Source organism: Arthrobacter sp. FW305-BF8 (genome assembly GCF_021789315.1).
In the GTDB taxonomy this organism is placed as follows: Bacteria; Actinomycetota; Actinomycetes; order Actinomycetales; family Micrococcaceae; genus Arthrobacter.
Genome location: NZ_CP084561.1, coordinates 404,890 through 416,413, shown reverse-complemented (window position 1 = coordinate 416,413; position 11,524 = coordinate 404,890). Strand labels below are relative to the sequence as shown.

Below are 11,524 nucleotides of genomic sequence, written 5' to 3'. Positions count from 1 at the left end.
ACGCCGGTGATGTAAAAGCACCGGATTGCCGCGGGGCAGGATTTTCGGCCGGGGGGCATTGTCGGATGCCGCTGCCCGGCGGACCGGATTCCCCGTTCGGCTGGCGGTTCTGAATAACAGTGGTTCTGATTTATGCGACTGGCAACGGCCGGTTAAAGCGCAGCGCCCCCGTCAACCGGGGGCGCCGCACATATGCTCAGAACGTTTTGTGCACTAACTGGTTGTCAGGTCACCGGGCTAGGAATTGGCCTTTTGGTAGGCTTCCTGGATTTCTGCCTGAATACGGCCGCGCGCGTTTACGGTGTAACCGTGGTCCCGCGCCCACTGGCGTATCTGGGCTGAGTCCTGGTTGCGTCCGCCCGTTGCCTTGGCACGGGCAGGCCGGCCGCCGGACGTTTTCCGGCCCGCTGAAACAAAGCGTTCCAGTGATGACCGCAGTTCTGAAGCATTGGCTGAGGACAGGTCAATTTCATAACCGACGCCATCCAGGCCGAAGCGAACGGTTTCGTCCGCAGATCCCCCATCCAGATCGTCCACAAGGACGATATTGACTTTCTGTGCCATCAAAAATCTCTCTTTTGGAAAGGACGTGTAATCAGATAAGCAGGATGTATCCACCTGAAGTATCTCCCCCAATAAGGGAACGCGTCAAAACATGCAATGGTTCCTTGGGGATAACCGGCGGTATTAAAAGTCGCCTGTTATTTGTCTGATTCAGTGGTCGGCTCGGGAGAATCATCTCCGGCAGCCGCCTGCGCGTCAGCCTCAGCCTGTGCGCGGGCTTCGGCCTGCCGTTCGGCCTTGTCCGCGTTAAAGATCGACTTCATGGCGAACCAGAAGATCAGGCCGACCACCAGCGAGGGCAGCAGCACTGCGACATAGTCCATCATCAGTGGCCTTCAGGCTTAAGGAGCGGGAAGAGAATTGTTTCGCGGATGCCGGCGCCGGTAAACAGCATGACCAGGCGGTCGATGCCCAGCCCGATGCCGCCCATCGGCGGCGCACCGTATTCCAGGGCGCGGAGGAAGTCCTCATCCAGCTGCATGGCCTCGACGTCGCCGGCAGCGGCGTGCCTGGACTGCTCGGTGAGGCGTTCGCGCTGGATGACCGGGTCAATGAGCTCGGAGAACGCGGTGCCGCGTTCCATGCCGCCGATGATCAGGTCCCAGGCCTCGATCAGGCGGCCGTCTCCCCGGTGCGGGCGGGCCAGCGGCTGGGCGGAGGGCGGGTAGTCGTACACAAACGTGGGGTTCAGCAGGGTGGGTTCCACGATTTCGCCGAAGAGTTCCACGGCCAGCTTCTCGGCGTCCCACTTGGGATCGACCTTGACATCGTGCTTCCCGGCAACGGCGCGCAGCTCCTCAAGCGTGGTGTCCGGGGTGATCTCCTGGCCCACTGCTTCGGAAAGCCCCGGGTACACGGCCACCCAGGCCCAGTCACCGTCGAGGTTAATCTCCCCGGCTTCGGTCTGGAGCACGCGGCCCGCACCCACGGCGTCCGCGGCGTCCAGGATGATCTCCTTGATGCGCTCGGCCATGACGAACTGGTCTGCCCAGGCCTCGTAGCACTCAAGCGTGGTGAACTCCGGGCTGTGGGTTGAATCCACGCCCTCGTTCCGGAACACCCGGCCCATGTCATAGACGCGGTCGATGCCGCCCACGACGGCGCGCTTGAGGTACAGCTCGGTGGCGATGCGCAGCGTCATCTTCTGGTCGAACGCGTTCATGTGCGTCTCGAACGGCCGGGCGAGGGCGCCGCCGTGGACCAGCTGCAGGATGGGCGTTTCCACCTCGACGTAGGTGTGGCGGAACAGGGTCTCGCGGATGGAGCGGGTGATGGCGGCACGGGTGTACACCATCTCGCGGGCCTCGTCGCGGACCATCAGGTCCACGTAGCGCTGGCGGACGCGGGTTTCCTCGTTGAGTTCGGCGTGCAGCACCGGCAGCGGGCGGAGCGCCTTGGAGGCCATGGACCAGGACTCAGCCATGACGGAGAGTTCACCGCGGCGCGAAGAGATGACTTCGCCCCTGATGAAAACGTGGTCGCCCAGGTCAACCAGGGCCTTCCAGTCGGCGAGGGCCTCCTCGCCCACGTTCGCGAGGCTGAGCATGGCCTGCAGCCGGGTGCCCTTGCCGTCAGTGCCGCCTTCCTGCAGCGTGGCGAAGCAGAGCTTGCCGGTGTTCCGGACAAACACCACGCGGCCGGTGACGCCGACGACGTCGCCGGTGGTTTCGTCGGCCTGCAGGTGTGCGTACTTTTCGCGGATTTCGCTGAGAGAGTGCGTGCGCTCAACACCCACCGGGTACGCCTCCTGCCCGCGTTCGATCAGCTTGGCGCGCTTCTCCATGCGGATGCGCATCTGTTCACTGGCGTCGAGCGGTTCTGGGGCGTTCTTGGGGGCGGGGGTGTTTTGGGAAGTCACAGTCATCAAGTTTACCGGGACTTCCCGCCTGGGAGTTCGGGACTTCCCGCCTTGGAGTTTTTGTCCAGATATTCGGACTTCCGGGGCCGTTTGGGCGCGATATCTGGACAAAAACTCCAAAGGGGGTGGGGCATAGACTCGGGCTGTGGAGACCTGGACAGTTGAGACGGACGACGACGGCAGCCGCCTTGAGGTGCATTCCTTCAGGCCCGCAGCACTCACCGGTGCCGAAGGAAGTAATTCTGGTGGCAGCACCGCCGGCAGCACCTCCGCGGAAGGTGACCCGGCCCCGGTCACGGCGCCCGGCGTCGTCCTTATTCACGGAACACTGGTGACCGACGCACTGTATCGGCCGTTCGCCCGCAACCTGAGCCTCCTGCTGAGCCGGCCGGTGCACTGCTACAACCGCCGCGGCCGCGCCGGTTCCGCACCGCAGCCGGACGACTATTCCGTCAAGACCGAGATCGGGGACCTGGCCGCCGTGATGAAGGCAACGGGCTCCGAAGATGTGGTGGCGCACAGCTTCGGCGGCTTCGTGGCTCTCCAGGCGGCACGTGACTTGCCGCTGCGCAGGCTGGTCACGTACGACGCCGCGGTGTCCCTCTCCGGCAACCTGCACCACCGCTGGCGGCCGGAACTGGAGCAGGCCGTGACGGACGGCCAGCTCAACCATGCCTGGGCGCACCTGGTGCAGGGGCTGGCCACGGCCGGCCCGTTGTCGTACCTGCCCCTCGGCGCGCTGCGGATGCTCAGCATCATGTCGGCCCGGACCAATGTGGGCGCGGAAATGCGCGAGCTGCTGCCCACGGCCGTCAAGGAAATGCGGGCCGTGCTGGACGCCGACGCGGAGCTCACGGATTTCACGGAACTGGCCACCCCAACGCTCATGCTCAGCGGCGGCTGGAGCCCGGGATACTTCGCCGACACCGGCCGGCAACTGGCGTCGGCCGTGCCGGCGATCGACTTCGCGGTGGTTCCGGGCCAGCTGCACGAGGGGCCGATCCGGCCGGGCAAACGCCTGGCCATTCGGATCGCCCGCTTCCTGAACGGCACCGACGGGACCATCACTTCCCAGAGCAAGAAGCGCCGGCGCGGGTAGCCGCCGGCGCTCGGCTATGGCCGGCTGTCGGCACACGCCGGCCTCCGATAGGCTCGGAGCATGACTCGCGAGATCATCAGCACACCTGACGGCGGCAAGCTTGAGCTGTTCAGCACTGGCGAGGAGCTGGCCACGGCCGGTTCCGGCGTCGTCGTCGTAATCTCTTCCATGGTGACGGCGGCGGACTACACCCGCTTTGCGCAAAAGCTCAGCGCGTCCCTGGGCCGGCCGGTGCACACGTTCAACCGCCGCGGCCGGGGCGCCTCCTCCGAACAGGCCGGCGACTACACCCTGGACGTCGACATCCGCGACCTCGACGCCGTCATGAAGCACACGTCCAGCACCGACGTCTTTGGCCACAGCTTCGGCGGGGCCGTGGCCCTGCACGCGGCCCGGACACTCCCGGTGGAACGGCTCGCCGTGTACGACCCCGCGGTCTCCGTCAACCACAGCGTCAAGGCGGACTGGACCACGGAATACGAGCGGGCAACAGCGGCCGGAGACGATGACCGCGCCCTCGCCGTCCTGCTCCGCGGGCTGGAGGCCGAAAGCGTCTTCTCCTCCCGCATGCCGCTGTCCATGATGACCCTCGCCAACAAGCTCACGGCGGGGACCTCAGTGGGCAAGCAGCAACGGGAAATGATGCGCACCGGCGTGCGGGAGATCAAGGCGATCATCTCGGCCGACATGCCGGCCGAGCCGTTCCTGGCGCTGCCGCTGGAGACGCTCATCATCGTGGGCGAGAAAAGCCCGGCCTACTTCGGCGTGGCCTGCGGCCAGATCCACGACGTCCTCTCCGGCTCCAGCTACACCATCCTGCCGGGCTTCGGGCACGACGGCGTCAACCGCGCCCCGGACCGGCTCATCACCGAGCTCAGCGACTTCTTCGCCGGTTAACAAAGCAACGCGGGGTCACATCGCGCCCAATTAACCCTCCGGATTGGGCGCGAAGTGACCCCGCGTTGCTTTTAAGGTGGGTCCTAGTGGGCCGCGGGTGTGCCTTCGGCGCCTGCTGTCTTCCGCATCATGGTGGAGAGGACGACGGCGGCCACGGCGATGACGGTCGCCGTCAGGAACGCTGCGTTCATGCCCGCAACGAGGCCGGAGGCCGCCGAAACGAAGGCGAAGATGGACACGAGCAGCGCCGTGCCCGCCGCGCCGGCCACCTGCTGCAGGGTACTCATGATGGCCGAGCCATGCGAGTACAGGTGCGGCGGCAGCGGGTTCAGGCCGGTGGTGAACGCGGGGGTGAAGAGCAGCGCCAGCCCGAAGCTGAGCCCGACGTGCAGGGTGACGATCCACCAGACCGGAGTGCCGGCGTCGAGCATCGAGAACTGCCACAGTGTCAGGACCATCAGCGAGGATCCGGTGACCGTGAGCGGCAGCGGCCCCACCTTGTCGAACAGGCGGCCGATCACCGGGCCGAGCAGGCCCATGGCCAGGCCACCGGGCAGCAGGGCCAGGCCGGTCTCGAGGGCCTGCAGGCCGCGGATTTCCTGCAGGTACAGCGGCAGCAGGATCACGGCGCCGAACAGGGCCACCATGGACACCACCATCAGCAGCACGGAGACTGTGAACATCCTGAAGTTGAAGGCCCGCAGGTCCAGCAGCGGGGCCTCGGACTTCTGCAGCCGGAGTTGGCGGAACGTGAACGCGGCAAGGCCGGCGACGCCGGCGACCAGAGCCACTACGGCAAGCGGGCTCGGGCCGCTGCTGCCCCCGTGGCCGCCTCCGATCTGGCTGAGGCCGTAGACGAGGCCGCCGAAGGCGGGGACGGTCAGCACCACGGAGAAGAAGTCGAGTTTGGACTTTTCGGTCTCGCCGATGTTGGTCAGGAACTTTGCGCCAATGGCCAGCGCAGCCAGCGCGATGGGCAGGACGAAGATGAACATGAAGCGCCAGGAGAAGTGCTGCAGGATGAATCCGGAGACGGTGGGTCCCATGGCTGGTGCAACGGAGATGGCGATGCTGACGTTGCCCATCACGGCGCCGCGGCGGGCCAGCGGCACCAGCGTGAGGATGGTGGTCATCAGCAGCGGAAGCATGATGGCGGTACCGCCGGCCTGGATGATCCGTGCGAGCAGGAGGATTTCGTAGCCGGGCGCCGCAGCGGCGAGGGCTGTGCCGCCGGCGAACAGGCCCATCGCCAGGAGGAAGACGGACCGCGTGGACAGCCGCTGGAGGATGAACCCGGTGGTCGGAATCACCACCGCCATGGTCAGCATGAACCCTGTGGAGAGCCACTGGACGGTGGGGGCATCCACGCGCAGGTCCACCATGAGCCGCTGCAGGGCTACATTCATGATGGTTTCGTTGAGGATCACCACGAAGGTGGCCACCAGCAGCGTGGCGATCACCGTCACGGACTCGCGCGACATCTTGCCCGAGGGCGGTGCTGCGGCCGGCGCCGGTGCTGCGGCCGGGGATGCAACGGGAGCCGCCGGCTCCTGGGCAGGTTCGCCGTTCGAATTGGACGTGACTTTGGTAGACATGGCGAGACCCTCAGGGTGTTGGAATTGGTGGCTGGCGGTCAGCGCCGCTGCAGACTCCAACAGTGTAGTGGCGGGACCCATTCCCGTACACGGGATTTAGTCAACGAGATTCACGTCACCCGGGAGCTGAGCGCCGGCCACTCCGCCCCGTCAGGAGCTGAGCGGCACGTTGTCGATCAGCCGCACGGCGCCAACCTTCGCGGCAACCAGTGCCAGCCCTTCACCGCGGAAGGGTGTCTCGTGACAGTTCTCGGCGAGCGGCTCCAGCGTGGCGGGATCGACGACGTCGAAGTAGTCCAGCCGGACCAGGGGCTGGGACTCGATCAGGGCCCGGGCCGAACCGACATCAAGCGGCTCGTTCGCGTTCGCCCGCTCCTCAATAAGGCGCAACGCACGGGACAGCACCAGCGCCGCCTCACGCTCCTCGCCGGAAAGGAAGCGGTTCCGGCTGGACAGCGCCAGCCCGTCGGAGTCGCGGGCGGTTGGCACGGCAACGATCTCCACGGGGAAGTCCAGGTCGGCCACCATGCGGCGGACCAGCGCCAGCTGCTGGGCGTCCTTCTGCCCGAAGTAGGCGCAGTACGCCGGCAGGCCGCCGCCCGAGGCGGCAACGAAGGCGCGGCCGCCGGGCAGGCCGGTGCCGGGGATGCCCAGGTGCAGCAGCTTGGCCACCACGGTGAGCGCGCCGTCGAAGTGGCCAGGCCGGGATGCGCCCTCCCATTTCTCCCCGAGCGGGCCGGCAGTGATTCTGACCATCGGCGGCCCGTCGGGGTACATCTCCTCGACCGACGGAGCGAAGACCAGATCCACGCCCTGCTCCTCGAGCAGCGCCATGTCCGCCTCGAGGGTCCGCGGATAGCGGTCCAGGTCCTGCGCCTCGCCGAACTGCAGCGGGTTCACAAAGATGGAGGCCACCACAACGTCATTCTGTTCGGCGGCGGTTCGGGCCAGCCGCCCGTGGCCCGCATGCAGGGCGCCCATGGTGGGCACAAGGCCCAGGGACGTGCCGTTCTTTTGCGTCAGCAGCAGCCGGCTTTCCCCACGGAGGGAGTCCGCCGTCGTTACGAGTCGGATTGGCATGTCAGTGTCCTCCTTTGGCCCCGTGGCCGGTTTCATGCACGGCCGTCATCCTGGCCGTCGTCGTCTGTGCTCTCAAGCGCGATGCGAATTTTCTCCGCCTGATCCGGCTTCAGCAGGCCCCGCCGTTCCGCGCGCCTGGCGGTGGCCTGGGCCATGGCCAGGTACGCGGCGAGGACGTCGCCGCCGGTCCCGCCGTCATGCTCCCGCAGCGCGCGGGCGTGCGCCTCCACCGTGCCGGCGTCCCCCCGCGCCACCGGGCCCGTCAGTGCGGACTCGCCGGAGGCGAGGGCGTTCTCCAGGGTGGCCCGCAGCAGCGGCCCGAGCATGCGGTCCGGAGCCTCCACGCCCACCTCGGCCAGCAGTTGCGACGCCTGCGCCACGAGCGTGACCAGGTGGTTCGAACCGTGGGCCAGGGCCGCGTGGTAGATGGTGCGGTCACCCTCGGCGATGACCACGGGTTCGGCCCCCATCTCGACGACGAGCGCCTGGGCGATGGGAAGCATGGCGGCGTCCGCCGTGACGCCGAACGTGCAGTCCAGCAGCCGGGTCAGGTCGAGGCTCATGCCGGTGAAGGTCATGGCCGGGTGCAGCGCCAGCGGCACTGCACCGGCCGCCCGGACCGGATGCAGCACGCCGACGCCGAACCGGCCCGAGGTGTGCGCCACGAGTTGCCCGGGCTGCCACGCGCCGAGCTTGGCGAGCCCCTCCACCAGGCCGCCGAGGGCATCATCCGGAACGGCCAGGAGCACCAGTTCGGAGCGTTCCACGATGTCCTGGATCTCCAGGACGGGAACGCCGGGCAGCAGGGTTTCGGCCCGTTCCCGGCTCGCGTCGGACACGGCGGAAACCCCGACGACGGCGTGCTCGGCCGCGCGGAGCGCCGCACCGAGGACAGCGCCCACTTTGCCGGCACCGATGATTCCGACGCCGAGGCGTCCTGGCTTAGCCACGTTGCTGGCCTTCCTCTTGTGGTGCTGGAGTTGGTCGCTGATCGAGCTGGGCCAGCCACTGTTCGCTCGTCTGCCGCCGCCGGGCCGCCCGGGCGCGGGCCGCCTGCGCGTCGAAGAGCGCCTGCGCCTCCCGGAGGTCCGCCTGGATCACGCGTGGGGCGACAGGCCCGGCAGTGGTGTGCAGCACGAGGTCGGCCAGCCCGAACCGGCGCGCCAGGGGTCCCTGCTGCAGCGCGATCGACTGCGTGCGCTGGTGCGGAACCACCACAAGCTGCCGCCACCAGCGGCCCGACCGCATGAGCAGCGCGGTGTCCGTGGCGGCGAAGGCGTTGCGCCGCCAGCCCAGCGGTGCCAGCAGCCGCGCCCGGCGCGGCGTGGTGACAAAACCGCCGTCGGAATCCAGACCGTTCACGCCCTGGTGGAAAACGCGCAGCGGATCAGCCGTTCCGGGGTCCGGCAGCACGAGCGCCATCATGGTCAGGACGTCATCCATCTTTCCGACCGGCAGCAGCGTGGTGCGCGAGCCCCCTTCGCCGTTGTTCGCCCCCGCCCCGTAACCGGCGGCGTTGACCTGCATCCGGTACCAGCCGAAGAGGCGCCACAGGGGCGGCTGCGCCACCTTCAGCGCCTGGATCCGGCCCGGCGGCAGTGTCTGCGCCTGCGTGTCGAGCAGCCCGTACCGGAGCCGGATGCCGTCCGGGGAAATGGCCGCCGTGAAGTTGTAGCCCTTGTTGAACGAGCTCCAGTATGCGGCCACGAAACCCAGCGCCGCCGGAATCAGGTACAGGAAGAAAGCCCTGTTCTCGGTGAGCGCGGACAGCACCACGGACGCCGCGGCACCCAGGACAATGAATACTGTCTGCTCGCTGAGCAGGAGCGAGCCAAACAGGCGCGACGGCGGGACCTGCAGGACCTGCTGCTCCGGCGCCTCGGGAGCGGCTGCCTCGGGCTGCGCGGGATCCAGCCGGACGCCCGAGGCACGGGCGAGGATGGTGGCGCGCAGCTGGCGGGCGTCGCCGATGCGCAGGTAGGCCAGGCGGACGGCCGATTCGCCGGCGTCGGCAACTTCGAACTTCAGTTCCGCGAGGCCGAAGATCCTGGCGAGCAGCGGCTGGACGATGTCGATGGCCTGCACCCGGTCCAGCCTCGCCTGCCGCTGCTGCTTGAACAGGAAGCCGGTGTTGACCCGGACGTAGCCCTCCGCCACCTGGTACCGGGTGAAATACCAGGACAGGATGAAGCTCAGGACCGCCAGCACCAGCATCAGTGCCCCGGCGCCCAGGAGCCACGGGGCGCGCCCCGCGAGGCGGTCATCGATCAGCGGCTGGCCCTGCAGCATCCGTTCAAAGCTGTCACGCCCGAAGAAGTAGCCGATGGCGGCCAGCGCAACCCAGCCGCGAACAAAGGGGGTCGCCGGGTGCACGCGCAGCCACTCGCCGTCGGGCTTTCCGGAAGCGAGGCCGCCGGCGCTCACAGCCCGGCCAGCCTGGCTTCGCCGCGTGCCGAGAGCTGTTCCCTGAGCCGGGCGCCTTCCGCGGCAGGAAGTCCGGGGATGCCGGCGTTGGTTCCGGCGGATGCCGTATGCAGCTTCAGGGTGCACAGGCCCAGCCCGCGTTCCACCGGCCCGGCACTGATGTCCACGTACTGCATCCGGCCGTACGGCACCACCATGACGCGCTGGAAGAAGATGCCGCCGCGGATGAGGAGGTCGTCCTCGCGCTCGGCGTAGCCGATGGCCCGCACCTGCCGCGGGATCAGGACCAGCCGCCACAGCGCCAGCAGCAGCATGAAAGCCGGAAGGCCAATGGCCAGCCAGAGCGGCGGCCACCGCCACCAGCCGAGCCGGACAAACACCAGCGGCAGGCTCAGCACGGCCACCATCACCAGGTTGCCGAGGGCCCACTCCACAAGCCGGACGGTGACGTATTTCGGGGACACGCGCAGCCAGGTGATCCCGGGGGGATCAATCGCCGCGGTAGGCATACTCGCCTTCCCCCTTGGCCTTGCCCCTGCCTTGGCCCGGCAGGCCCTCTGCGGCGTCCGTCTCGCCGTCCTCCGGCGGGATTTTGCAGAAGCGTTCGACGACGAGCCCCACCACGATCATGACCAACCCGCCGCCGGCCATGCCGAGGGCGAGCCAAGTGACGTCCAGCCCGCTGCGGATGCTCCAGAACCGCAGCTGGTCCAGGAAGATCCCGGCGTGCCAGCCCAGCAGCATCGCGCCGGTGTAGGCACAGGCCTGGGCGAGGACCAGCGTCCACGCCGCCAGGATGGGGTTCAGCATTTTCTTCTTTTTGCCGTTCCGCCAGCGGAGCACGCGGATGCCCAGCACCAGGGTCAGTGCCACGATCACGCCCATGGTGACCAGCGCCGTGGCCGGCAGGACCGGTGTGGCCATGCCGTAGCGGACGGTCAGGACGGCAGCGGACCAGCCGGCGACTGCAAGGGCCAGGCCCACGACGGCGAGCAGCAGCGGGCTCACGGGTTTCACGGCTGCTCCACCGCCCCGACGTCCGGCACGCCGTCGAAGTCCCCGAAGCCGTCGAACGGCTTCAGGTCCGGGAAATCGGCGGCCCTGGCCGCCAACTCCCCCACCGGCTGCCCGTTCAGGGTGGCTGAGGGGTCCATCTGGGACCAGGGATAAAGCACGAAGGCCCGCACAGCGGCGAACGGGTGAGGCAGGGTCAGCACAGGATCGGAACTTTCGACGTCCCCGTAGACGATCACGTCGACGTCGAGCGTGCGCGGACCCCAGTGGACCTCACGGACACGGTGGTGCTTGTTCTCCACTGACTGGCAGTGCCGGAGCAGTGCGAGCGGTTCCAGCGAGGTTTCTACCGAAATCACCATGTTGAGGAAGTCCGGCTGCCCGGCGGGGCCGCCGACGGCCTTGGTCTGCACTATGGGCGAGACGGCCAGGAGCCGCACCTCCGGGCGGTCCACAAGGTCCGCCACGGCCTCGGACAGCGTCTCGTTCCGCGCCCCGAGGTTGCTGCCCAGCGCCAGCACCGCGCGTGTGTAGGCGGTTTTGGCTGGCGCCTTCCCGTGCACCGGCTTCTCATGGATCGGCTTCTCATGGACCGGCTTCTCATGCAGTGCGGGTGCCGGGTTCATGGCCGCTCCCGGAAGACGCTGACGGCGACGTCACCGAAGGGCACCTCGATGGGCGCCTTCGGCTTGTGCACCGTGATCTCCACGGCCTGGATTTTGAACTCCTTGAGCAGGCCCTCGGCCATCCGCACCGCCAGTCCTTCTATCAGGTTCAGGGGCTCGCCGGTGATCCAGTCGGTGATCCGTCCGGCCACCTCGCCGTAGTGGGCGGTATCGCGCACGTCGTCCGACGCCGCAGCCTGGCTGAAATCCAGATGCAGTACGGCGTCCACAACGAACGGCTGGCCTTCGCGGCGCTCAAAATCAAACACCCCGTGGTAGCCGGTGGCGGTGACACCGGTCAGCGAGATCCTGTCCATGGCGGTTCTGC

The 11,524-nt window shown here is 67.8% G+C and carries 13 protein-coding genes; 2 read left to right on the top strand and 11 right to left on the bottom strand.

Annotation, left to right across the window (positions count from 1 at the left end; translation table 11 throughout):
• Positions 1-237: 237 nt before the first annotated feature.
• From LFT45_RS01885 to lysS, 3 genes are all read right to left on the bottom strand, one after another.
• Positions 238-564 (bottom strand): histone-like nucleoid-structuring protein Lsr2, encoded by a 327-nt coding sequence (locus tag LFT45_RS01885; RefSeq protein ID WP_236806264.1) that lies wholly within the window; start codon positions 562-564, stop codon positions 238-240.
• A gap of 137 nt (positions 565-701) precedes the next feature.
• Positions 702-887, bottom strand: coding sequence for a hypothetical protein (locus LFT45_RS01880; RefSeq protein WP_236806263.1), 186 nt, complete (start codon positions 885-887; stop codon positions 702-704).
• Between the two features lie 2 nt (positions 888-889).
• Positions 890-2,428 carry a lysine--tRNA ligase gene (lysS, locus tag LFT45_RS01875; protein ID WP_236806262.1) on the bottom strand — a complete coding sequence of 513 codons (1,539 nt, stop codon included), beginning with the start codon at positions 2,426-2,428 and terminating at the stop codon, positions 890-892.
• A 139-nt stretch (positions 2,429-2,567) separates the two neighbouring features.
• Here lysS and LFT45_RS01870 point away from each other — a divergent pair, with 139 nt between their 5' ends.
• Together LFT45_RS01870 and LFT45_RS01865 are read left to right on the top strand one after the other, a co-directional pair.
• Positions 2,568-3,521 carry an alpha/beta fold hydrolase gene (locus tag LFT45_RS01870; RefSeq protein ID WP_236806261.1) on the top strand — a complete coding sequence of 318 codons (954 nt, stop codon included), beginning with the start codon at positions 2,568-2,570 and terminating at the stop codon, positions 3,519-3,521.
• Positions 3,522-3,581: 60 nt separating this feature from the next.
• Entirely contained in the window at positions 3,582-4,418 is an 837-nt protein-coding gene (locus LFT45_RS01865; RefSeq protein ID WP_236806260.1) for an alpha/beta fold hydrolase, read from the top strand.
• 83 nt (positions 4,419-4,501) lie between these two features.
• On the opposite strand, the gene LFT45_RS01860 is transcribed toward LFT45_RS01865, so the two are convergent.
• The 8 genes from LFT45_RS01860 to folB form a co-directional block, all read right to left on the bottom strand.
• Positions 4,502-6,013, bottom strand: coding sequence for an MDR family MFS transporter (locus LFT45_RS01860; protein ID WP_236806259.1), 1,512 nt, complete (start codon positions 6,011-6,013; stop codon positions 4,502-4,504).
• A 150-nt stretch (positions 6,014-6,163) separates the two neighbouring features.
• Complete coding sequence (locus LFT45_RS01855) at positions 6,164-7,093, bottom strand: 4-phosphopantoate--beta-alanine ligase (protein WP_236806258.1); 930 nt, start codon at positions 7,091-7,093, stop codon at positions 6,164-6,166.
• A gap of 32 nt (positions 7,094-7,125) precedes the next feature.
• The gene (locus tag LFT45_RS01850; protein WP_236806257.1) at positions 7,126-8,043 is read right to left on the bottom strand and encodes a Rossmann-like and DUF2520 domain-containing protein; all 918 of its coding nucleotides are present in this window, start codon (positions 8,041-8,043) and stop codon (positions 7,126-7,128) included.
• A complete protein-coding gene (locus LFT45_RS01845) occupies positions 8,036-9,517 on the bottom strand; it encodes a PH domain-containing protein (protein ID WP_236806256.1) in 1,482 nt (493 codons plus the stop codon). The genes LFT45_RS01850 and LFT45_RS01845 overlap by 8 nt, the downstream gene beginning before the upstream one ends.
• The gene (locus tag LFT45_RS01840; RefSeq protein WP_111903210.1) at positions 9,514-10,026 is read right to left on the bottom strand and encodes a PH domain-containing protein; all 513 of its coding nucleotides are present in this window, start codon (positions 10,024-10,026) and stop codon (positions 9,514-9,516) included. Before LFT45_RS01840 ends, LFT45_RS01845 begins: the two co-directional genes overlap by 4 nt.
• Positions 10,007-10,534 (bottom strand): DUF3180 domain-containing protein, encoded by a 528-nt coding sequence (locus LFT45_RS01835; RefSeq protein WP_236806255.1) that lies wholly within the window; start codon positions 10,532-10,534, stop codon positions 10,007-10,009. The genes LFT45_RS01840 and LFT45_RS01835 overlap by 20 nt, the downstream gene beginning before the upstream one ends.
• Complete coding sequence (gene folK, locus LFT45_RS01830; RefSeq protein WP_236806254.1) at positions 10,531-11,157, bottom strand: 2-amino-4-hydroxy-6-hydroxymethyldihydropteridine diphosphokinase; 627 nt, start codon at positions 11,155-11,157, stop codon at positions 10,531-10,533. Before folK ends, LFT45_RS01835 begins: the two co-directional genes overlap by 4 nt.
• Positions 11,154-11,513, bottom strand: a complete 360-nt coding sequence (gene folB / locus LFT45_RS01825; RefSeq protein ID WP_236806253.1) for a dihydroneopterin aldolase — start codon at positions 11,511-11,513, stop codon at positions 11,154-11,156. Before folB ends, folK begins: the two co-directional genes overlap by 4 nt.
• Positions 11,514-11,524: the final 11 nt, after the last annotated feature.

Bases quoted from the DNA above. Each gene is read 5' to 3' on its own strand.
- LFT45_RS01885 (WP_236806264.1), bottom strand. From the start codon at position 564: ATGGCACAGAAAGTCAATATCGTCCTTGTGGACGATCTGGATGGGGGA.
- LFT45_RS01880 (WP_236806263.1), bottom strand. From the start codon at position 887: ATGGACTATGTCGCAGTGCTGCTGCCCTCGCTGGTGGTCGGCCTGATC.
- lysS (WP_236806262.1), bottom strand. From the start codon at position 2,428: ATGACTGTGACTTCCCAAAACACCCCCGCCCCCAAGAACGCCCCAGAA.
- LFT45_RS01865 (WP_236806260.1), top strand. From the start codon at position 3,582: ATGACTCGCGAGATCATCAGCACACCTGACGGCGGCAAGCTTGAGCTG.
- LFT45_RS01860 (WP_236806259.1), bottom strand. From the start codon at position 6,013: ATGTCTACCAAAGTCACGTCCAATTCGAACGGCGAACCTGCCCAGGAG.
- LFT45_RS01855 (WP_236806258.1), bottom strand. From the start codon at position 7,093: ATGCCAATCCGACTCGTAACGACGGCGGACTCCCTCCGTGGGGAAAGC.
- LFT45_RS01840 (WP_111903210.1), bottom strand. From the start codon at position 10,026: ATGCCTACCGCGGCGATTGATCCCCCCGGGATCACCTGGCTGCGCGTG.
- folK (WP_236806254.1), bottom strand. From the start codon at position 11,157: ATGAACCCGGCACCCGCACTGCATGAGAAGCCGGTCCATGAGAAGCCG.
- folB (WP_236806253.1), bottom strand. From the start codon at position 11,513: ATGGACAGGATCTCGCTGACCGGTGTCACCGCCACCGGCTACCACGGG.